Raw genomic sequence first — 22,158 nt, 5'->3', positions numbered from 1 at the left:
CTTAGATTATTTCCCAGTCCAAAATTAATGTTTACTCTTTCCAAACTTACTAGTTTAGCTTTGGGGTTTTTAACACTAGGTAGTGTTGGAGGAATAGTTTCCCAAACAGTTTTGGGAACTATTAATCCAATTCTTGAAAAAGATATTTCTAAATCAGATGTTGATTTGTCTGCTTTAATTTCCTCAGAACAAGCAATCAGCAAAACATTAACTGATTCAAAAAATAAATATACTAACGCCTTAAACTGACTAAACAAACTTAAGGGAATTAAGTTTCATAAGATTTTGGAAGCCTTTACCAAACTATTTAAGACAGAGGAAAATTTGGAATCGCAGTATAAAGCCGCGAAACAGCAATTAGAAGAATTAGAAAAAGTTTTGAAACAAAAAGGCGAGGAGTTGCAAAAAAAGTTACATTACGAAAAAGCCCAAAAATCTCTAAGTTTTGCTGAAGCGAGTTTATCTAGTTTGCAAAAAGGCTTAAAGGAATGAAATGATGGTTTTAAAAAAATTATTTGTGCTTTAAATGGTAAGGAAGAAGAAAGTGATTGTACATCTACATCTTCATCCTCTAGAACTAGAAGATCTGCGCCGGGGGGGGCGCCGATGGTGAAATGAATGGAGAAAAAGCTAAAGAAGCTTTAAAAGAAGTTCAAAAATCTCTAGAAGAAACCAGTCAACAAATAGAAACAGCTAATACTATGGCAGAAGAACTTAAAAAGAGAGTTACCAATATGAAGACTTATCAAGAAGCTTTAAGTAATGTTTCTAATTTTGTATTAACTGGACTTTCTGCTAAAGAATCTTCCATTCAACAATCCATTAAGGAAATTTCGTCCAAAATTACACAATTCTCTAATCAAATCAAATCTTTAACAAGTGAAATTAAAACAATACATCAAGAAATAGAGTTATTGAAGAAGAATATTAGTACAGTTAAGAACTATGAAGGAAAGTTTCTTAATGCCATTTGCAACTTATATACAGTTGAAAAACAGGAGTGTAATCTAAAACAAAATTCTTAATTTCGATATAAAACTTGTTTTTGAAGATTTGTCTAAGAAAAATTAATGTAAAGGTATATCTATTGGCTTAGGAGAAAAAAAATTAGAAATTTTTCTAAATAATCCCTTGAAACAATCTCAACGTCATGATCAATATCTTCGAATTCTTTCTCAATCTACCTTCTCTCATCGATGAATTTTCTTAGCTTTTCGAATATATAAATCTTTATCTTTTCAGTCTTCTCTATTAGTTCTTAATCTCACTTCTCTATTTGCTACAGTCTGTTTATAAGGTCCTGTTTTTAATACTTTTTTTCAACCACCAGAAATAGAAAAAAAGTATCCTTCTGTGTCAAATAACACGTTAGTTAAACATTACTTATATATTTCTTTAATTTAATTAATTTCAGAATTATGAATTTTGAAGTATTGTTTACCATTAAGTATTTAATTCCAATAATTCCAATTTATCTAGAAAAATAATGTTTACTCTTTCCAAACTTACTAGTTTAGCCTTAGGGTTTTTAACACTAGGTAGCGTTGGAGGAATAGTTTCCCAAACAGTTTTGGGAACTATTAATCCAATTCTTAAAAAAGATATTTCTAAATCAGATGTTGATTTGTCTGAACTTATAACTACAGAAACACAAATTAGTCAGCAATTAACTAACTCAAAAAACAAATATAGTTCTGTTTTAAACTGACTCAACAAACTGAAGGGAATTAAATTTCACAAGATTTTGGGGGCATTTGACAAATTATTTAATGCGGAAGTAAGTTTGGAGTCACAGTATAAAGAAGCGCAAAAAAAGTTAAAGGATCTAGAAAAGGTATTGAATCAAAAAGGTGAAGAAACAATGAAAAAGTTACAAGCCGATAAAACAAAAGCATCTTTAAATATTGCCTCAAAGGCACTTACTAGCTTAAGTGAAGGATTAAAGTCTTGGCGGAAAGGTTTCAAAAAATCATTTGTGCCTTAAATAATGAGGGAAAAGAAGAAAATGGTTGCTCATCCAGCTCCTCAAGAAGAGCTAGAAGATCTACATCTTCTGATACAACAGCCGCGGGGGGGGCGAACAAGCCAAGCAATCCTTAGAAGAAGTTAAAAAAGCTCTAGAGGGAACAGATCACCAAATTTCAGAAATACAAAATGCCACAGCAAAGATTCAAGAGAAAGTTACAAAGATGAAAACTTATCAAGAAGCTTTAAGCGCCTCCTCTGATCTTTTGCTATCTGCACTTTCTACTCAAGAATCTTCGATTCAACGAGCAATTAAAGATATTTCTTCAAAAATTAAACAACTTGTTGAACAAATCCAAAAATTAACTAAAGAAATTCAAACAATACATCAAGAAATAGAGTTATTGAAGAAGAATATTAGTACAGTTAAGAACTATGAAGGAAAGTTTCTTAATGCTATTTGTAGTTTGTATACTTTCGAGAATAAAGAATGCGGAACAAAATAAAGCTTTCAACTCCTAGATAGGACTTGATTTTTGAAACTTTAACTAATCTAATATATTGTTTCTTTAATGGTCAGAACTATTAGTTTTTAAATCTATTTGTTTTACTGATAAAAACTATTAAATGATTTGTGTTGCGAAAATAACTTAGCTTATTGAGCAAGTAAGAACAAATGTTTACTCTCTCTAAGCTAACTAGTTTAGCTTTAGGGTTTTTAACACTAGGTAGCGTTGGAGGAATAGTTTCCCAAATAATATCAGGAACTATTAGACCAATTTTTGAGAAAGATGTTTTTAATTCCGATTTTGATCTGTCTGTATTAATCAGTAAAGAAAAAGAAGTCAGCAAGACCTTAACAGAATCAAAAAATAAATATAGTTCCGCCCTAGATTGATTACACAAAATTAAAGGAATTAATTTTCGTAAGATTTTGGAAGCCTTTACCAAGCTGTTTAAGGCGGAGGGAGAGCTGGAATCCAAGTATAAAGAAGCTCAAGAAAAATTCAAGGAGTTAGAGAAGGTAATAGAAGATAAGGGAAAAGAAACAATTAAAAAGTTGCAGTTCGAAAAAGCTAAAGAGTCCCTAACTTTAGCTGAAAAAAGCTTAGTTAGCTTAACAAAAGGCTTAAAGTCTTGACAGGAGGGTTTTCAAAAAGTTATTTGTGCTTTAAAAAACGAGAATGGGGAAGGAAGTGGTTGCACAACAACACCTTCAAGAGCTAAAAGATCTGCGCCTGCCACTGGGGGGGGCACTAGTGAAGGGACTGGCAGTCAAAAAGCTAAAGAAGCTTTAAAGGAAGTTCAGGAGTCTCTCGAAAAGACTAATAGGGAAATAGAAGAAGCAAATATTATGGCAAAAGCACTTCAGGAGACAGTTTCTAAGATGAAAAATTATCAAGCAACTTTAAGTGCTTCTGTTGATCTTTTATTATCTGCATTTTCTGCCAAAGAAATTGCTCTTCAACAAGAAATGAAGAGCATTTCTTTAAACATTCAACAACTCTTCGGACAAATAAAAACATTAACCAAAGAAATTAAATCAATAAATCAGGTAATAGAGTTGTTGAAAAAGAATATTAGTACAGTTAAGAATTATGAAGGAAAGTTTCTGAATTCCATTTGTGACTTATATACTGTTGAAGATCCAGCATGTAAACTAAAGTAAAATTTCTTTTTAATAAGTCAAGAATAAAATAGTATTTCATGACTGGTGGCAAGTTGTTTTCCTTGCTATTCGGGGGAGGTAGCCTCTTTGGCGGGGGAAGTTTTATTATCCCAGAATTGCTTGCTACTGACAGTACTGTGAAAATGAAAGTTTCCAATTCACAAGGTAAAAAGTGAATCCAGTTAATAGGTAAAGAACAAGAAGGAGAGGGTATTTTTATTGAATCAGAGGGAGCTTATAGAGCATCTGCCTCAGGTTCAATTTTTGGACCTGCTAGAGTCGGTGAGTTTAATAACTCTAAAGTAAATTTTGCTGATGATGACAAGGTAGTCATGATTGTCGAAGGAGAAAATGGTGCTGTTTTATTTAGAGGAAAAAGATATTTCCAATGAAGCAAGACAGACAAAATTTTTCAAACAGTGAATAGTCAAGTGTGAAATACCGGAAGTAGTTCATTGTTGAAGGATGAAGATCCAAATTATTGATGCAATGGATGAACTGAACAATGAAAGAAATTATTAAGTGAGACAGGTGCTCAAAAGATAGGTTATGTTAAGCAAAAAAAGGCAGAGGGGCCTTTAGGTATTCTTTCCCTTATAGATCAAAAGAAACTTAGACAAAAGATAGTTACATCAGGCTGTAAAGGAACCCAAATTTTTTATCCTGAAAAAGTTAGTTTCTTCAGCAAAAGTGATAAGCCAAACGCAAAAATAGAGATAGCAATTGCCTCAGACAAAACAAAATTAGGACATCATTTTAATTTGGGGAATATTAAATCTGTTTTATTTGGAAGAAATAAAGATTTAAGAATAACGTTACATGGAATAGAAGATGGAATGGGAAATAGGATTAATTGGGGAGAATTTATTCCAAAAGTTGAATTAGTAAAGGCTGATTAATCTTTCACATTGTTGCATATTAAATATTTTTTACCAATGATGATTACTGGAGCAGGAGGTATTTGTGTAGCCACTAATACAATTGATAGATCCATTCCATCTGTTAATGTGAAAGAAATAAATAAATCAGATGTTCACAATAATTCCTCGTCATCTACATTCAAGAAATCTGAAAATGTAACTAGACCATCTCCTTGAAACTTCCCAGAACTTTTGAAATAATGAATCTATTGGCGTTTAAATCAAAAAATTAAAAATGAATAAAAGATCATTTAAAAGATTTTTAAATAATCTTTAAATAAAGTAACTTTTCCCTTGTTAGCCTTAAAGTGAGGGTTTGTTTTAGCCTCTATTCTATCCGGAGCTTTAGTGTCAACTAAAGCACTTGTTAATCCTTTTAAATCATTAAGTTTAAACTCATCAAATCAATCAAGCGTCTCCACAGCTGAATCCACTAAAGATGTATCAGTTTTCGAAGACGAAAAACAATCACAAGAAAGTTCAACCATACCTGTATCACAAACAACTGATTTAGAAAATTCAGTTCAATCAATAGCCCCCCCCAAGACAAAGCAACTAACTCAAGAAGAAATTAAAAAACAAGCTGAATCAGTATTTGAAAAACTTGATGATTACACATTCAAGTTGTTCTCAAACTGTAATACTGGTACTGGTTGAATACTAGACTACCAAATTCCTGATCAAAAAGATAAATATCCCTTAGTTTGATACATAGCCACAAATGCCCATGTAATTAGACAATGATATTTTGATCAGTCTAACCCATATAACCAAGTTCTTCCAGAAAAATTAAGTGAATATAGACAAAGATATCAGGATTATTACACACATTATTCATCTAAGTATTATTCCCTGTATTCTGGTAATAATTGTTATTACAAGAGAAATTATGGAGCTTTTGATATGAACTTATCAAAACAATCTAGTGGACAAAATATGAAGTCTGATATAGGAGCTATTTATCAGAGAAAGATCAAAAAACCTAAATTGTTTTGAACAGCGTTGAATATTTTTGATGAAAATCAAAGTTTGGGAATAGGTAACAATAATTTCAAAGACTTTGCAGTAATAGAAATTGAATTTCAAAACGAGAAAGTTGCTAGGGAAATGACTAGAGATTTTGCCACCAAATATGGTGGAGAAAATTCAAAAAATTCAATTAATTTATTTGGAAGTCCTATTAGTAAAGAAAGATTAAAAGATAACAATGAAAACTTCTACAGTTTGGGATATCCAACAAAAGAAAACGACAAGTTTAGTTATTCCAAAACCTGAAATCCAGAAACTTTAGCAGGAGAAAAATTAGCCGAAGATCCTAGAAAGAGCGCAACAGTAAATCAAGACAAAAGATTAATGGGACATGTTTCTGCAAAATCATTTAACGCATCAGAACTTGATTGAGGAGGAAAGAAATATAGCAGAATGGGACATTTCTATCTTTTAGAGGGATTTCCATTAGGTAAAGGTGCTTCCGGATCAATGACTGTTGATGGAGAAGGAAATTTAATAGGACTTAAGAGTAGAGGGGAAGTTGGAGAAAAAGCAAAATACTCAATGATATTGCCTATTAGATCTGGAAATCTAGAAGTAGAAGGAGATTTTAAGACTCCTAAATATGATTTGATATTAGGAGCAGAAGGTCAAAAAACTTCTTATAAGGAACAAGTAGAAAAATATGGAAAGAAAACTTGATTAAGTTCTATGGGTTGAAAACATAATTCTGAAAATCTTAAGATAAACTAAAGTCCTATAGCAATTTGAAAATGGGGCGTTGTTTCTGTTCCGGCTTTATCTGGATTCTCTTTTGGACTTCATAGATTAACTACTAATAGTCAATTAACGCCCCTCCCGAAAAAATTAGTTTCTCTTAAGAACAAGCAGCTTACTAAAAAAAATTCAGAAAAAATAAGCATTAAACAAGAGGCAAATTCTGCTTTCAAAAAGTTAAATGATTACACATTTAAGATTTTTTCCTCTTGTGATAGTGGAACTGGCTGAATATTAGACTATCAACTTCCAGAAGAAGGTAAGTACCCTACTACTTGATATATCGCAACCAATGCACATGTTGTAAGAAAATGACTATTTGACTCTAATCCTTATGAACAGAAATTACCAATATCTAATAAAAGTAGATCCAAAAACACTCAACTTACTAAGTTAGCTTCTCAATATCCTTTAAGTACTACTGCAAGTTGTCATTTTGCGAAAAATTATGGAATATTTGATCTAAATCTTTCAAAACAATCAAGCGGAAGATCTTTGAAATCGAATTGAGGTGCTATTAGTCAAAACAAGATAAAAAACTATAGATTATTTTGAGTAGCTACAGACTTATTTGATAAAAACGTCAATTGAGAGATTAAAAAGAATAACTACAAAGATTTTGCAGTAATAGAGATTGAATTTAAGAATGAGAAATCTGCAAAAGAGATTACTAGAAATTTTGCCAATAAATATACAACTAATTCAAAAAATATGATAAATATCTTTGGTGATCCTTTAGATACAAAAACAATAAGTAAAAATAATGACAACTTTTACAGTCTTGGTTATCCTGGGTACAAAGATGATATTTTTAAATACTCCAACAATTGAAATGAATCTAAATTGAGAGCAGATAGACTATCAAGAGATCTAGAAAACCGATATTCATCTAAAGAATCGAAATTAAAGGGACATGTGGCATCCAAAAGATTTGCAAATTTGAAATTAAATTGGGGAGGAGAAGAGTTAAATAGAATGGGACACTTTTATCTCTTAGAGGGAACTCCATTGGGCAAGGGATCTTCTGGTTCGATGGTTATAGATGGAAGTGGGAACTTAGTGGCAGTTAAAAGTATAGGAGAGCAGGGAGTCAAAGCAAAAAATTCTATGTCTATTCCCCTTAGATCAAAAGAATTAGTAGTTGAAGGTAACTTCAAGACTCCTCAATATGACTTAATATTGGGAGCTCCTCTTCAAAAAAGTTCTTACAAACAACAAGTACAAAAATTCTTGCAATCTAAAGGAATAAATACTTGATTAAGTTCTATGGATTGAAAAAGTAAGTCTTAAAAAATTAGGTTATTAGTTTCAAACAACTGAAAAAATAATTTAAGTAATTTTTCTTCCTAAACCTAAAGTAACAAATACGGAAAAATTTCTATCTTTAAAAATTAACTTCTATTACTTTTTGTTGGATTGTATTCAAGTTTGTAATCATTATCTGTTAGTGTCAAAAAAACGTTTTCTTCTTGAACTTTATTTCCCGTCACGTTTGTATCTCCTTTGCAATTCCTTCTATTTTTTATTTCAAGAGTTTGAGTGATTTTTATGAAATTATTGATATGCATAAGATCAGTGTGACAGAACCAATTCTAGATTGTAATGAACATGGTAGGCATTATAAAATTCACTTAACAGCTAAAGCAGGAGGAAAATGAGATACTAATAATGCCAAGGATAGTATTGCATTTTATGTTGTCGATGGAAACGGTAGTAGTTTATCTTGAGGAGGAACGAAGGAATCCAATAAAGAAAATCATTGAACTAATTGAAAGTTACGCCTTGATTCCAACAAGGTTTATCTACAAGTGCCTTCCATTAAGGACAGGACTTTCAGTACGACAGATTATCAATCATTAACTTGCCAAACAAGCAAGATATCACCTAAAACAATCAATACTGGTGGCGAGGTAAATGTTACTGCAACTTCTTCAGGGGATAGCACAAACGTCATGAGTTTTAAATTGGAAGATTCTTCTTGTCAAGTTAATTGAAGATGAAAGGAATGTTCAATTTTATTTGATGAAAAAAACAATTTAAAGTGAATGGATAATTTTAATCCAAAGGCTTATTTTTAATCCCAGAATAATTTTTCTGCTTTATTTAATTTCTAAAAATCAGTTTTTGGATTAGATAAGCAAACAGTTGATTTTTTAAATTCCATAGTTAGAGCATTTGGTTCAGAAGGCATTTTTATTGTGTCAAGTCGGAAAATCAAATATTTTGAAATAAGTTTGTGATTGAAGAAGATAATTAAAATCCTTAACTTCCACTAAACATAATCTTTTATCTTCGACAATATCTCCAAATCAAGGAATAACTAACCTTTTACATAATTCTTGTCTTATTTTTATGGAAGTATCCCAAAATGCTCAGCTACTTTGCTCACATTCCTCTTCAATAACTTTTGTTTTCTCGATTTCATCCATGTTATTTAGTTTCTTTCAATCTGGATAAGTAGCTAAGGTTTGAGCTTTTCAACCAGCGCCTTTTCCTCGCGTTGGAACATAATATCCGGAATTACTTCAAACAGATTTCAGAACTGCTTTAACTTCAATTCCTTCTGGTTTTTTCTTGCATTCTTCAAAATATTTACTAAGTTCTTGATCAGTTGACGAGCTACAATCGAATCCAATTTTTTCTCCACTCATTAATCTTTTGATAATGGTTGCAATGTCCTTTTCTTTTAGTTTTTGGTTTTTCGCCTCTTCGGGTCAAATCATTCTCTTTAAATAGTTGAAGGCAACTTCTTCTAAATTCCCCAAAAGACGAATTGTTTTTATTCAAGAACCATTAACTCATTCTCCGTAAGTTCACTTTTGTTTCTTTAGTTGTTCTTCTGTTTGGTTAAGCATATCTTTTATTCCCGTTAAGTCCAAATCAAGAGCAACTCTTTGCTTCTCCTTGTCTTCGCCCATAACTTTAATCCATCAACTTCTAGGTTGATATAAGCTCAACACATCTTCCTCCAATTCAATACTTCTTTTGCCTCAAAAATTAGATAATCCTTTCAATTCTTCTTTACTTATATATTTCCCCGAATCTCTTAGTAAATCTCAGAAGTTTTTATTATGTCTTTTTCCTTCTCTCCGTATATTTCTTGGGTAATTCTACTTGCAATTCTGGGGCCAAATCAACCCATACTGTTACTTATTCTCCTACTTCCAAAGAGCTCTCTCGAGCTCTGGGAGTGAGATTCACTATTTATTACTTTATGTGGTCCCGCCCACTCTCAACCTTTCACGAACAACAAATCTTCACTAACTCCTTCACTCTTAAATCTTCAAGACTTGAAAACCGTACTATTCAAAAGAGAGACCAATCCAACATTAGACTCGAACGAATTACTAAATTTTGTTTTTTTAGTTAAATCGGATGAACTCTCTCTGAAAAAATGAAACTCATCCTCGGAATTAATGTCAAACCCTGTATTGGAAGAACCCATTCATCCTCCTATGCCCCCCCCAAATCCTGTTATAGCTCCAATTTCCAATAACAGTTTTTTTCACATTATTGCTTAAAAAACAATTAATCTTTAAAAATTATTTAAAAAAACAAATTAAAAATGCTTTGGAAAAAGATTCTTCTAGAGTTAGCTACAGTTAGTGGCTTCGGGGGGGGCATTGGTGGTTGATTTGGAGTTAATGGTCAAGGTGTTTCAATTGATTCAGAAGAAGAAATTTCATATTTAAAGGGAGAAGAATCTTTAAAAGTAAAACAGGAAGTTAGGGGTAATTTAAATGATGGATGAGGAAAGATATCTGAATTAGATCACACAATTCTAGGGTCTTGAAAATGACAAAGTGAGGGTGTAGGGGAGGATTTACTCTTTATCAGAGGATGAGATGGAGCTGGGCCACATAAGAGGATATCTAGCAATAAGCATTCTCAGTCAGAAAAAGATCTTTGAGGAGGGAGAAAGATTAGTATTGGGCAAGGTTGATTTGGACCTAGAAGGGTATTTAAGGAAATTGAAGATATGGAAAAAGTTAAAAAAGAAAAGTTAGAAAAGAAGGAATTAGAAAGCTATTGACCTATAATACAAAAATCAGCTCAATATTTAAGTCAAGCAGATCTTGTTGGAATTCAAAAATTTTGACAAAACAGGAGTAGAGAACTAGAAGAAGATGTTTTTGGACTATATAATGGTTGGCACTGATGAGCTGAAAAGTTTGGAAAGAAAGCGGGTCAAGAAAAAGTAGATCTTGAATTTGATCTTTCAAAGTTAAAGCAAATGTTGGATAAAAGTGAAGAAGAATTAAGAGATCACAAATGAAATTTTGGAAGAATATTTCAAAATCCTAAGATATCTAAAGTTAGACTACTCGGAGACGTTGAAGCAACTGCATTTAATTACCTAAAACATATTGCTTGACCAGAAGCTGAAACAGTTAAAAAATTAAAAGAGAAGAAAATTGCTATTGCCATACTTGCTTTAATTTCTGGAGAAGAAATAGGGTTTGATTGTGATAACGGAAATTCTGAACATAAAACTAAATATTTCAAAGAATGTTCATCTAGGGCTGGAGAAGGTAAAGTCAAAAGAGTTTTAAAAAGCACTTGAAAATACTCTAATAGTTATTGAGCTCCGACCAAAGGTGACAACTGAAGATGACACCAACAACAAAAGATAGAAGCAAAAGATGCTAAAACATTGGTGACAATGGATGATGTGAGAAAAACTTCATTATTAGATGAAAAATGTGAAGATCCTGCTGGATTTTGAGATTATTTTTCAGACAGCGCAAAAGAAATTAGAAGGGAAATTTGTGATCAAATAATAAGACCTTGATTCGGAGATATAGTTACAGATAAAAGATTATGTCTAATTGAATTGGAAGATTTCAATTACCATTTCAGACTTAATACTTATTTACAAGTTCTTGAAATTCCCCTTTGAAATAAAAGGAATACTTTTTGGACTAAATGTTCGAACTACGGAATTTAGGTACTTAAGTTAAATAAATTCTTACTTTAAAAATCTTTACTAAATCCCAAAATTAGAGCACTTAGTTCAGAAAGTGTTTTTGTGATGTCAAGTAGGAATTGTTATTACCTTTATGTAGTTAATCAATCTTAAGAGGTAATTGTTTTCTGAAGATTGAAATAAACATAACCTTTTGTCTTCGACAGAATCACCAAATCATGGGTTTAATAACCTTTCACAAGCCTCTTGTCTAATTTTTTTATTGGGATCAAATAAATCAAACAAAGAAGATTCTTCACATTTTTCGAAAATTAAAGTAGAATTTTCAATCTTTTCAAAATTTATTAGCTTCTTTTTGTCTTCCTCGCTCAAGGAGGGATGATTTTTTCAACTGGTTCCTTTTCCCTTTTCAGGAACTTTGTAACTACTGTCACTGTAATTTGTTGCCTTTAAAACATAGACCAACTCAAAATTTCCTAATTTTGCTTTTTGGTTGTTCTCACACTCCTTAAAATACTTACTTTTTAAATCAGCATCTTCTCGATTACACTTAAACCCCATTTCCTCTCCATAAATTAACTTCCCAATGACTTTTGCAACATTTCTTTCCTTTAATTTTTTTATGCTTGTGTTATCTTCCCAAGCCGTTTTTCTCAAGTAATTAAAAGCAGTTCCCTCAAGATCTCCAAAATATCTAATTCGATCTAAAAAGGAATTTCTAACCAATTCACCATATTTTCATCCTTTGTTCTTCAGATCCTCTTCACTTGAATTCAAAATTTTACCTAGATTATTCAACTTAAATTCCAAATCAACTTTTCCATCTTTAGTTCCAAATTGCTTAGCTCAGTATTCTCTACCTTTTCACAGTCCAAATACATCTTCCTCAAGATCTTTGCTTCTTTTAGATCAAAACATAGACAACTCCTCTCAATCTTTTTGTGTTAAGTAATTTTTTGATTCTTGAATCAAAGGTCAATATGATTTACCTTTTGTTATTTCCTTTGATTTTTCTAAATCTCTTCAAATTTTGGTTAAATCTCTAGGGCCAAATCAACCTCCATCATAATTACTAAAAGTTATAAGTCTCCCTCCTCATAATTCTCTTCCTCTCTGCGAATGAGTTTCACTCTTTATCTCTATTGGTTTTCCGGCTTTGTCTCAACCATTAATAAAAAGAAAATTTTCTCCTACCCCTTCACTCTGTCATTTCCAATAATTCAAAACACTGTAATTTAACTGAGAAATTAAACTGTTTCTCTTTTTTAGATCTGTATTAACTTGTTTCTTGCGAACTAAAGTTGATGAGTTTTCACTGAAGAAGATTGAATAGTCTCCATCACTAAATTCAATACTTTTTTGAGAAGAACTCGCTATTCCTCCAGCACCCCCTCCAACCAAACCAGCTAGAGTTCCAAACTCCAATAACAACTTTTTCAACAGCATTGGACATTAAATTTTTAAGTAAATAAATTTGCTAAAAATCAAACAAAAGCCTAATTATTTTATTATTTTCAAATTTTGGAAGAAATTTCCCTATGAAATTGTATTTTTAAGAGAATTACTGAATTTTTCTCTATTTATCTTCAAAAAAATTCAAATACATCCAAATTAAAAGAATAACATTGTTAATTTCCGATATTCCCTTTTGTTGAAAGTCTTAGTTTGCTCGTGCAAAAATTATTTATTTTCAAGATTTCTTAATTAAAAAAATGAAAAAAGAAAGGGAAACAATATTTTGACTTAGAAAGCAAAAAAACAATTAGATAAAAAGTTATATATAGAAGATGTTTGAAATAAACCAATATGGATTACCAAGTTATTTAATGAATTAATTTGCTTTAAAGTTTCGAATCGTAAAGTTGTTTTTTTGATGAAACTTTTTAAATAAAGAAACTAACTTTGTAGCTTAATTTAGGAAGTTCATAGTCTTCTATGACTTCCCGATTAAGGAAGAGGATTTTACTTTTAATTCTTCCTTTAATTGGTGGTTCTATCATTGGTTCCATAGTAGCTACAGAGTACAATGGCAAGATTGGATCACTTAAATTTCAACACTCACTCAAAGAGCAATTAGATCAGTTCATTAATTCTAGCTCTCACAACGGGGATACAAAACACTTAACTCCCGTAAGTTTAATTACAAATTTAGCGAAAAATCCTAGCTCTGTTCCATTATTAATGAGAGGATTCGCAACTCAAATTGCTAAATCAATTTTTGATGAGAGCCTCTACACAAAAACTAAATATGCACAAGTAGGTAAGTCTTTAGCTAATCACTTAAAAGTACTTAAGGCTCAAACTAATGGACAAATCTCGGCAAAGAGAAAGAGTGCCAAGAGAGTAAAGAGAGAATGAATTTCGGATGAAGAAAAATATCTAAGTAACCTTAGAGAATTCATACTAGGAAAAATAGACCTTTCTAGTATTGATTCCTATTACCAACTTAAAGACCATCAATTTAGTTCTATTTCCACAATTACTGGAAAAGCTCTTCCATTTATTGGGTTTTTAATGGCAGTTTGAACAAGTAAATATAAAGCTGGACATTATGTTCATGAAATAATTCCTTATGCAGATAAGTTTCAAGATTCCACTAAAAATTTATATTCAGAAAAATTTAAGAATATAAATCTTCCCGAGAAGCCTGACTTTCATTTCCCCGACTTCGATCCCTCAAAGGTAGAAGCTTTTCAACAAGCTATTGATCTCTGATCTGGCGGAAGCAAGAGTTGATTGGATCTTATAGGACCAAATAAAAATAATCAAAAAAAAGTCAAAGAAGAGCTCAAGAAAAAAAGCACAATTCAATTTATTTCTAGCTCTAATACAGCTCAAAAAAATCTAGCTCTCTCATATTTAACTCAAACTTCTAGTTCTGAGCATGATTCGTCAGAATCTAGCGGAGGATTTTCGAAGATTTTCACCAGCCTGTATAAATCTTTTGCTAGAAACATATTTAAATCCAGAGAAGATGCTTGCAAAGCTTCTAATGTCGGGGAGGGTTATGAAATTACTAAATTATCTGACTTATTCTTAGATCTCAAGAAAGACCCATTAAAACTCTTCTGTATTACTAAAAATTCAAGTGCAAGTGCTGAATTTTTAATTCATCGATCTTCCAAAGATGAAAAGTCTAAACAAAACAGAATCATCTTCTGAAGAGATGATCAAGGTTTTAATCTCTTTTTCCCAGTTAAGTTAGAAGGTGGACAGAAAGCATCAGAACTTTCAAAGAGTAAAAGTTCACTAATTGATGAATTTAAAGCTTATATAAAGTCCAACTTCTCTTATCTATTACTCAAATACTACCTATTAATTAAAGGTTGCTTAAATGGAGAAAAGGGTGAAGGCACTTGTTGTTGTACAGAAATTATTAAAAACTTAGTGGCTATATGAGAGTTAAGTAAAAAACTTACAGAGTTAAACGACAATCTAAAAGTCTGAGATAACAGAAATAAAAATAACTCTAATCTAAAAATGATAGATTATTCCCGAGGGAATAATTATCTATCTAAATTAGGTACTATCTCCCCTAACCCTCCAAGTTTCCTCAAGAAACTTAATTATCAAGCAGATATAAAAACCATTAGTTCTTCAATCAAAAAACATTTATCAAAAATTGAAGAGTATTTTGATTGCAAGAAAAAGGAAAAAAATGGTTCCACTTTAGAAGCGAAGCAAGTGAGTGGAGAAGGGGAGAATAAAGATAATAAATACTGAACTTTTAATGGAGATAAGAAAAAGAAAGAGAAGAAGGAGTGCATGAAGCGGGATGTAGCAGAATTTTTACTAGAAAAAATTCATAGCTTTTATCTTCTTAAAAAATACTTACTACTTCCTATATCTTTTGATAATATTGTGCAAGTATATTCAAATGGAACAAGTACTTCTTCCGCATCTAATGGTGATAAGGTAGAACAAATACTGTCAGAAAATTACAAGAAATTTTTCAATTTATCAGCTGGGGGGGGCAGAAGAAAAAGAGAGACTCCCACGACAAGTAGTAATAAATTAATTGATCTCTTATCAAAGGCTATTGAAAGAGAAGTAATAGTGTCAAAACTCAATAACATTTCCGATAGTTTTCTATATAAACTATCTGCAGAAGAGTCAGGCAGTTCAGGTGCCAAGGGCAGTTCTTCTTCTAAATCTGAAGTTATTAAAGATTGATTAACAATGAGCAATTTATTAAATAAGCCTTTGCAGGCGGAGAGTACATTAGAAAAATCTCAACTGAGAATATTGATTACTTCCCTGTATTTATTAGAAAACTCGCTAAAAGAATATAGAGAGTTACTAAGAAATATTGTTAAGAGTGAATTCTTTGGAAGTTATGCTTATTCCTTAAGTTGAAATAAATTCTGTACACAAAAAGATGAAACAAATCCTATTGACCCTATTAAGGGTCAAGGAAATGGAAATGGAACAACTAGCTTCTGAACTCCAATAAATTCATCCAAAGATAAAAAACAAGAAACTACAGAATGAGATGCTAGCAATTTAGATTCCAGAAGATGTATTAGGAATGTTGATAGATATTCAGTTTCATCTATCAAAAAAACTTCTTCAGGAACAGAAACAACTGCAAACGGACAGAATATTGAGATGATGGGATATAAGGGATCTTTAACTAGAGGCTCTCAATTACAACTTCCAAGAGATCTTTATGAAAAAATACTTGATTTTTTACTTAAAGAAGGTTATATAAAGTGACAAAATATTGAATCTCAAGTGGACTTAATCAAAACTAATAGACAATTTGCTGACTTTATTACACAATTAACCAAAACTAAGAGCTCTATAGGTCAAGCTTTTGAATTACCAGACTATAAAAAGCTTAAAGAGGATCTAGATGACTCCAAAAGAGTTGAAGCCTTAGAGTGATTTGGTCTAGATAAAAAGAAAGAATTATTAAAAGAATTCATTAAAAAACACTTATTTGGAAATGGCTCAGGTGGCTTTGTACAAACAAGTAGTAGTACATCTACCAATGGAACAAATGGAAATGATAAGAATAGTTTTCAAGGTTTAATGTGAGATGATTCTAAAAAAGAAAATAAAACCTTAAAAAACTATATTTTTAGCACTAAAGAACAAAACGAAGGATCAGCGGCTGTATATCTCATTCAATTTACTGAAGAAGATTTAAAAGATGAAAATAGTTTTTTAACTTTTATAAATTCAAAATTGACTCCAGATATGCTAATTCAAGATATAGTTAAAAAAGCTCAAGATGTTGGACTACAATCCAAAGCTATTAATCACTTTTTAATGAGAGGAACTTGATCTACTGGAGATAAAGTATTCACTTTAAGCTCCAGTGATTACTACCTAAAAGATCAATTCTCCTCCATTATTCTTTAAGAACCACAAAAAGACTTTTAAATAAAACATAAAATTTAGAGGTAATTAATTAGATTATTATGGCTCTTGCAAGACTCCTTATTACAGCTTTGGGGGGGGTTGTAGTTGGTGGAGCAGCTATTGGAGTTGGAATTAGAGAATATTTAAATAAGTCTTCTAAATTAGTTACACAAGAAACTGTAAAAAGCCTCGAGAAAGGATTATCTGAAAAAGATCATTTAATAGTAGAACAAAACAATAAGATAGAACAATTGGAATATGAATTACAGGAAAGTTACAAGAATTTATGAGAAGCTGAATCGAATAAGAAGTTACTAGAAGAGAAGACTAAAAAGTTAGAACAAGAAAAACAAGCTCTAGTTCAATTAAAGGAGCAACTAAAAGATCTTGAAAAAGTTAATAGTGAAAAAGAGAAATTAAGTCAAGATGTATCAAGAAAAAATAGTGAGATAGAACAAAAAAATAAGGAAATACAACAGCAAAAAGAAAAGATAGCTGAAAAAGAAACAGAATTAAGTGCACTTGCAAAAGTTAAGGATGAATTTGAACAACTTAAAAGACAAAACGAAGAATTGCAAAGACAGTCGCAAAACTCTCAAGAGGTAAAAGAATTAAAGGAAAAACTACAAAAATTAGAAGATTTCCAAAAAATTTATAGTGAATTATTGAAGCAGGCAAATGGAGATAGTAGTAAGCTTCAAGCACTTGATCAATATATGGACAGTGTGAAGAGTTTTGCACTTTACAAAAGAAACACAACTGTTCAATTAAAAGCAAATGTTGCTGATACTTTAGTTAAGTTAAAGAATTCAATGAATTTGTTCGAAAACAATGACTTAAGAGTTAAGGAATTACAAACAGAAATTGCAAAAATAGAGAAATGAATTCCTTTGCTTAGAGAAAATAATTCTTAAGTTAAATAGGGAATTAGAAGAGAAGAATTTTAAGTAGATTAATCCACAATAAGAAAAAAAATCAAGAATTAAAGAACTATATTACATCTCTTCAGATTCAAAAATAATTTCTAACTAATTCAGGACTGGGTAAAGAATAATTTTCAGCTATCTTTTAACTGAATAAACAGTTAAATTAACTTTTCTACTCCATAACTGGAGAATTTAGCTTAGAAAGGATTTTTATCAATACATGTTGGAATTTCAAGAACTTGTAAAAAAGTAATTAATCTTTTTAATTACTTAATTTCTCTCTACGTTTATTAAATTTTTTCGCAATCACAACTTTCTGTAAAAATAGAAATAAAACACTAAAAAATTTATAAATTAAATGCTCTGGAAGAAGTTGCTTTTGGAGATAGTTGCCACGAGTGGTTTCGGGGGGGGCATTGGTGGTTGATTCGGCATTAATAATCAGGGTGTCTCAATTGATTCAGAAGAAGACATTTCATATTTAAAGGTAGAAGAAGAAACTTTAAGGTTACAAAAGGAAGCGAGGAATAATTTAAGTGATGGATGAGGAAAGATATCTGAATTAGATCGCACCATTCTCGGATCTTGAAGATGACAGAGTGAGGGTGTAGGTGAGGATTTAATTTTTATCAGTGGATGAGATGGGGATGGACGGCACAAGAAAATATCTAGTGATAACCATTCTCAGGCAGACAAAGATCTTTGGGGTGGAAGAAAGATTAGTATTGGGCATGGCTGATTTGGACCTAGACAGGTATCTAGGTCAATTGCAGATATGGAGAAAGTTGATCAGGAGAAATTCAAAAGTTATTGGCCAATAATACAACAATCAGGCCAATACTTAAGTCAATCAGACCTCGATGGAATACAAAAATATTGGAAAAATAGAAGCATAGATCTAGAAGAAGATATTTTCGGTCTATATCATGGTCGAAAATGATGAGCTGACAAATTTGGGTTAAAGAAAGGTCAAGACAGGGTAGATCTGGAATTTGATTTTTCTAAGCTCAAGCAAATGTTGAGTAAAACTGAACAAGAATTAAGGGATAAGAAATGAACTTTTGGACAAATATTTCAAAATCCTAAATTAGCTCAGGTTAGACTGCTTGGGGATGTAGAAGCAACTGCATTTAATTATTTAAAACATGTTGCTTGACCAGAAGCTGAAGAAGTCAAAAAATTGAAAGAGAAAAAGATAGCTATTGCTGTAATGGCTTTAATGCTAGGAGAAGAAATAGGTTTTGATTGTGAAACAGGAAAGAAAGAGCACAAAGATAAATATTTCAAAGAATGCTCATCCAACACTAGCGATGTTAAAGTGAAAAGAGTTTTAAAAAGTACTTGAAAATACTCTTATAAATATTGATCTCCGACAAAAGATAAACAAGGACAATGGCACAAACAAGAAAAAATAGAAGACAAGGATGCTAGAGAGCTAGTGAAAATGGATGATATAAAAAATACTGCTTTTTTGGATGAAAAATGTGAAGATCCTGCTGGATTTTGAGATTATTTTTCAGACAGCGCAAAAGAAATTAGAAGGGAAATTTGTGATCAAATAATAAGACCTTGATTCGGAGATATAGTTACAGATAAAAGATTATGTCTAATTGAATTGGAAGATTTCAATTACCATTTCAGACTTAATACTTATTTACAAGTTCTTGAAATTCCCCTTTGAAATAAAAGGAATACTTTTTGGACTAAATGTTCGAACTACGGAATTTAGGTACTTAAGTTAAATAAATTCTTACTTTAAAAATCTTTACTAAATCCCAAAATTAGAGCACTTAGTTCAGAAAGTGTTTTTGTGATGTCAAGTAGGAATTGTTATTACCTTTATGTAGTTAATCAATCTTAAGAGGTAATTGTTTTCTGAAGATTGAAATAAACATAACCTTTTGTCTTCGACAGAATCACCAAATCATGGGTTTAATAACCTTTCACAAGCCTCTTGTCTAATTTTTTTATTGGGATCAAATAAATCAAACAAAGAAGATTCTTCACATTTTTCATCTAATAAAGAAGTTTTTGAAACATCATCCATTTTTATCAATTATTGCTTTTTGCTCCTATCTCTTAAGGGTCTGTGAAAATTTCATGCCGCGCAATGATTCTTAAGAGGCACTCAATATTGGCCACTGCTATTTTGTCAAGTGCTTTTTAGAACTCTTTTGACTTTACCGCCATTAATTGTTGAACTACATTCACTGAAGAAAATGGTCTTATCTCCTCCATTTCCTTTTTCGCAATCAAAGCCTATCTCTTCACCTAGAATTAAGGAAAGAACTGCGATGGCAATTTTCTTCTCTTTTAAGTTCTTTACTTTGTCAGCCTCAGGTCAAGCGATATGCTTTCAATAATTAAAGATAGTTGCTTCGACATTTCCCAATAATCTAACTGCAGACAATTTAGGATTTTTAATTAATTCTCCGTAAGTTCAGTTTCTATCTCTTAAATCCTTTTCACTCATTTCAAAAACTTGTTTTATCTGCGAAATATCGAACTCCAGATCTACCTTTTCTTGGCCTATCTTTTTCCCAAATTTCTCGGCTCATCAGCTTCAACCATTATATAAACCAAAAATATCTTCTTCTAGCTCTCTGTCTCTGTTTTGTCAAAATTTTTGAATTCCATCAAGATCCTCTTGATTTAGGTATTGTGTCGATTTTTGTATTATGGGCCAATAACTATCTATTTCGCCTTTCTTTAACTTTGCTTGTTTAGCTACTTCAATATCATCAATTGACCTAGATACCCTTCTAGGTCCGAATCAATTATTTCCAAGGCTAATACCTCTTCCTCCCCAGAGATCTCTTTCTGCTTGTGAGTGTTTATCGCTATTTATTCTCTAGTGTTGGCCCGCCCTATCTCATCCTTTTATGAATAGTAAATCTTCGCCTACACCCTCACTTTGCCATCTTCAAGATCCTAAGATTGTATGATCTAACTCCGCTATTTGACCTCAACCATCACTCAAGCTACTTCTAACTCCCTTATTTATCTTTAAAGATTTTTCTCCCTTTAAATATGAAATTTCTTCTTCTGAATCAATTGAAACACCTTGACCATTAACTCCAAATCAACCACCAATGCCCCCCCCGAAGCCACTAACTGTAGCTAACTCTAGAAGAATCTTTTTCCAAAGCATTTTTAATTTGTTTTTTTAAATAATTTTTAAAGATTAATTGTTTTTTAAGCAATAATGTGAAAAAAACTGTTATTGGAAATTGGAGCTATAACAGGATTTGGGGGGGGCATAGGAGGATGAATAGGCTCTTCTAATAATGGTTTGGAAGTCAATTCCGAAGATGAACTTTATTACTTCGGAGAAAGTTCTCCCGATTTAACTAAAAAACCAAAATTTAGTAATTCGTTGGAGTCTGATGTTGGATTGGTCTCTCTTTTGAATAGTACGGTTTTCAAGTCTTGAAGGTTCAAAAGTGAAGGAGTTAGTGAAGATTTATTGTTCGTAAAGGGTTGAGAGTGAGCGGGACCACATAAAGTAATAAATAGTGATTCTCACTCCCAGAGCTCAAGAGAGCTCTTTGGAGGTAGGAGAATAAGCAGTAGCATGGGTTGATTTGGTCCTAGAATTGCAAGTCGAATTGCCCAAGAAATATACGGAAAGAAAGGGCGAGGGAGTAACAAAAACCTCTGGGATTTACTGAGAGATTCGGGGAAATATATAAGTAAAGAAGAATTGAAAGGATTATCTAATTTTTGAGGCAAAAGAAGTATTGAATTAGAGGAAGATGTGTTGAGCTTATATCAACCTAGAAGTTGATGAATTAAAGTTATGGGCGAAGACAAGGAAAAGAAAAGAGTTGCTTTGGAATTGGACTTAACGGGAATAAAGGATATGCTCAACCACACAGAAGATCAACTAAAGAAACAAAAGTGAAGTTATGGAGAATGAGTTAACAGCTCCTGAATAAAAACAATTCGTCTTTTGGGAAATTTAGAAGAAGTTGCCTTTAATTACTTAAAAAGAATGATTTGACCTGAAGAGGCGAAAAACCAAAAATTAAAGGAAAAGGATATTGCAACTGTTATCAAAAGATTAATGAGTGGAGAAAAAATTGGATTTGATTGTAGCTCGTTACAAGATAAAGAACTTAGTAAATATTTTGAAGAATGCAAGAAAAAAACAGAAGGAATTGAGGTAAAAGCAGTTCTGAAATCTGTTTGGAGTAATTCCGGATATTATGTTCCCAAACAAGGACAAGGCGCTGGTTGAAAAACTCAAACAAAAGCTAGTTATCCAGATTGAAAGAAACTAAATAACATGGATGATATTGAAAAAACAAAAGTGATTGAGGAGGAATGCGAACAAAGTAGCTGAGCATTTTGGGATACTTCCATAAAAATAAGACAAGAATTATGTAAAAGGTTAGTTATTCCTTGATTTGGAGATATTGTCAAAGATAAAAGACTATGTTTAGTGGAAGTTAAGGATTTTAATTATCTTCTTCAATCACAAACTTATTTCAAAATATTTGATTTTCCGACTTGACACAATAAAAATGCCTTCTGAACCAAATGTTCTAACTACGGAATTTAAAAATTAAATACTTCCTTTATTTCCTAGAAAAACCTCAGGGTAAGAAAATTAAA

At 31.6% G+C, this 22,158-nt stretch carries 23 protein-coding genes; 16 read left to right on the top strand and 7 right to left on the bottom strand.

Annotated features, from left to right (window positions below; translation table 4 throughout):
* Positions 1-27: 27 nt before the first annotated feature.
* Positions 28-645 (top strand): hypothetical protein, encoded by a 618-nt coding sequence (locus MR07_RS02140; protein WP_024071255.1) that lies wholly within the window; start codon positions 28-30, stop codon positions 643-645.
* Positions 615-1,025, top strand: a complete 411-nt coding sequence (locus tag MR07_RS02135) for a hypothetical protein (RefSeq protein ID WP_024071254.1) — start codon at positions 615-617, stop codon at positions 1,023-1,025. Before MR07_RS02140 ends, MR07_RS02135 begins: the two co-directional genes overlap by 31 nt.
* A gap of 42 nt (positions 1,026-1,067) precedes the next feature.
* Here the strand turns inward: MR07_RS02135 and MR07_RS02130 are convergent, their stop codons facing one another.
* On the bottom strand, positions 1,068-1,367 hold the full coding sequence (locus MR07_RS02130) for a hypothetical protein (RefSeq protein ID WP_024071253.1): 300 nt from the start codon (positions 1,365-1,367) through the stop codon (positions 1,068-1,070).
* Positions 1,368-1,486: 119 nt separating this feature from the next.
* Between MR07_RS02130 and MR07_RS02125 the strand changes: the two genes are divergently transcribed.
* The 9 genes from MR07_RS02125 (at position 1,487) to MR07_RS02085 (ending at position 8,399) form a co-directional block, all read left to right on the top strand.
* Positions 1,487-1,984, top strand: coding sequence for a hypothetical protein (locus MR07_RS02125; RefSeq protein ID WP_024071252.1), 498 nt, complete (start codon positions 1,487-1,489; stop codon positions 1,982-1,984).
* Complete coding sequence (locus tag MR07_RS04390) at positions 1,948-2,100, top strand: hypothetical protein (protein ID WP_158432921.1); 153 nt, start codon at positions 1,948-1,950, stop codon at positions 2,098-2,100. The genes MR07_RS02125 and MR07_RS04390 overlap by 37 nt, the downstream gene beginning before the upstream one ends.
* Before the next feature lie 89 nt (positions 2,101-2,189).
* Positions 2,190-2,471: a hypothetical protein gene (locus MR07_RS02120; RefSeq protein ID WP_024071250.1), complete on the top strand. Its 282-nt coding sequence runs from the start codon at positions 2,190-2,192 to the stop codon at positions 2,469-2,471.
* Positions 2,472-2,641: 170 nt separating this feature from the next.
* A complete protein-coding gene (locus MR07_RS02115; RefSeq protein WP_024071249.1) occupies positions 2,642-3,634 on the top strand; it encodes a coiled-coil domain-containing protein in 993 nt (330 codons plus the stop codon).
* A 38-nt stretch (positions 3,635-3,672) separates the two neighbouring features.
* Positions 3,673-4,533, top strand: coding sequence for a hypothetical protein (locus tag MR07_RS02110; RefSeq protein ID WP_024071248.1), 861 nt, complete (start codon positions 3,673-3,675; stop codon positions 4,531-4,533).
* 9 nt (positions 4,534-4,542) lie between these two features.
* Positions 4,543-4,755 (top strand): hypothetical protein, encoded by a 213-nt coding sequence (locus MR07_RS02105; RefSeq protein WP_144079559.1) that lies wholly within the window; start codon positions 4,543-4,545, stop codon positions 4,753-4,755.
* A 93-nt stretch (positions 4,756-4,848) separates the two neighbouring features.
* Positions 4,849-6,297, top strand: a complete 1,449-nt coding sequence (locus MR07_RS02100; protein ID WP_024071246.1) for an MIP family Ig-specific serine endopeptidase — start codon at positions 4,849-4,851, stop codon at positions 6,295-6,297.
* A 6-nt stretch (positions 6,298-6,303) separates the two neighbouring features.
* On the top strand, positions 6,304-7,611 hold the full coding sequence (locus MR07_RS02090; protein ID WP_327084510.1) for an MIP family Ig-specific serine endopeptidase: 1,308 nt from the start codon (positions 6,304-6,306) through the stop codon (positions 7,609-7,611).
* A 179-nt stretch (positions 7,612-7,790) separates the two neighbouring features.
* Positions 7,791-8,399, top strand: coding sequence for a hypothetical protein (locus MR07_RS02085; RefSeq protein WP_144079557.1), 609 nt, complete (start codon positions 7,791-7,793; stop codon positions 8,397-8,399).
* Positions 8,400-8,474: 75 nt separating this feature from the next.
* On the opposite strand, the gene MR07_RS04235 is transcribed toward MR07_RS02085, so the two are convergent.
* Together MR07_RS04235 and MR07_RS04230 are read right to left on the bottom strand one after the other, a co-directional pair.
* On the bottom strand, positions 8,475-9,335 hold the full coding sequence (locus MR07_RS04235) for a hypothetical protein (protein WP_043901187.1): 861 nt from the start codon (positions 9,333-9,335) through the stop codon (positions 8,475-8,477).
* 32 nt (positions 9,336-9,367) lie between these two features.
* A complete protein-coding gene (locus MR07_RS04230) occupies positions 9,368-9,832 on the bottom strand; it encodes a hypothetical protein (protein ID WP_043901186.1) in 465 nt (154 codons plus the stop codon).
* 54 nt (positions 9,833-9,886) lie between these two features.
* On the opposite strand from MR07_RS04230, the gene MR07_RS02070 reads away from it, so the two are divergent.
* Positions 9,887-11,269 (top strand): hypothetical protein, encoded by a 1,383-nt coding sequence (locus tag MR07_RS02070; protein WP_024071241.1) that lies wholly within the window; start codon positions 9,887-9,889, stop codon positions 11,267-11,269.
* A 39-nt stretch (positions 11,270-11,308) separates the two neighbouring features.
* Here the strand turns inward: MR07_RS02070 and MR07_RS02065 are convergent, their stop codons facing one another.
* The gene (locus MR07_RS02065; RefSeq protein WP_024071240.1) at positions 11,309-12,694 is read right to left on the bottom strand and encodes a hypothetical protein; all 1,386 of its coding nucleotides are present in this window, start codon (positions 12,692-12,694) and stop codon (positions 11,309-11,311) included.
* 489 nt (positions 12,695-13,183) lie between these two features.
* Here MR07_RS02065 and MR07_RS02060 point away from each other — a divergent pair, with 489 nt between their 5' ends.
* The 3 genes from MR07_RS02060 to MR07_RS02050 all read left to right on the top strand — a co-directional run bounded on the left by MR07_RS02060 (position 13,184) and on the right by MR07_RS02050 (position 19,270).
* Positions 13,184-16,615 carry a DUF3713 domain-containing protein gene (locus MR07_RS02060; RefSeq protein ID WP_024071239.1) on the top strand — a complete coding sequence of 1,144 codons (3,432 nt, stop codon included), beginning with the start codon at positions 13,184-13,186 and terminating at the stop codon, positions 16,613-16,615.
* A 59-nt stretch (positions 16,616-16,674) separates the two neighbouring features.
* Positions 16,675-17,529, top strand: coding sequence for a coiled-coil domain-containing protein (locus MR07_RS04140; RefSeq protein ID WP_024071238.1), 855 nt, complete (start codon positions 16,675-16,677; stop codon positions 17,527-17,529).
* 370 nt (positions 17,530-17,899) lie between these two features.
* Positions 17,900-19,270, top strand: coding sequence for a hypothetical protein (locus tag MR07_RS02050; RefSeq protein WP_024071237.1), 1,371 nt, complete (start codon positions 17,900-17,902; stop codon positions 19,268-19,270).
* 39 nt (positions 19,271-19,309) lie between these two features.
* Here MR07_RS02050 and MR07_RS04605 read toward each other — a convergent pair whose 3' ends face one another.
* The 3 genes from MR07_RS04605 to MR07_RS04225 form a co-directional block, all read right to left on the bottom strand.
* Positions 19,310-19,588, bottom strand: a complete 279-nt coding sequence (locus MR07_RS04605; protein WP_235062714.1) for a hypothetical protein — start codon at positions 19,586-19,588, stop codon at positions 19,310-19,312.
* A gap of 9 nt (positions 19,589-19,597) precedes the next feature.
* A complete protein-coding gene (locus MR07_RS04600; RefSeq protein WP_043901183.1) occupies positions 19,598-20,014 on the bottom strand; it encodes a hypothetical protein in 417 nt (138 codons plus the stop codon).
* 378 nt (positions 20,015-20,392) lie between these two features.
* Entirely contained in the window at positions 20,393-20,692 is a 300-nt protein-coding gene (locus MR07_RS04225) for a hypothetical protein (protein ID WP_024071235.1), read from the bottom strand.
* 54 nt (positions 20,693-20,746) lie between these two features.
* Here MR07_RS04225 and MR07_RS02030 point away from each other — a divergent pair, with 54 nt between their 5' ends.
* The gene (locus MR07_RS02030; protein WP_043901182.1) at positions 20,747-22,105 is read left to right on the top strand and encodes a hypothetical protein; all 1,359 of its coding nucleotides are present in this window, start codon (positions 20,747-20,749) and stop codon (positions 22,103-22,105) included.
* Positions 22,106-22,158: the final 53 nt, after the last annotated feature.

It is taken from the genome of Mycoplasma ovis str. Michigan (assembly GCF_000508245.1).
GTDB classification, from domain to species: Bacteria; Bacillota_I; Bacilli_A; order Mycoplasmatales; family Mycoplasmoidaceae; genus Eperythrozoon_A; species Eperythrozoon_A ovis.
This window is presented reverse-complemented; position numbering and strand designations above follow the sequence as displayed.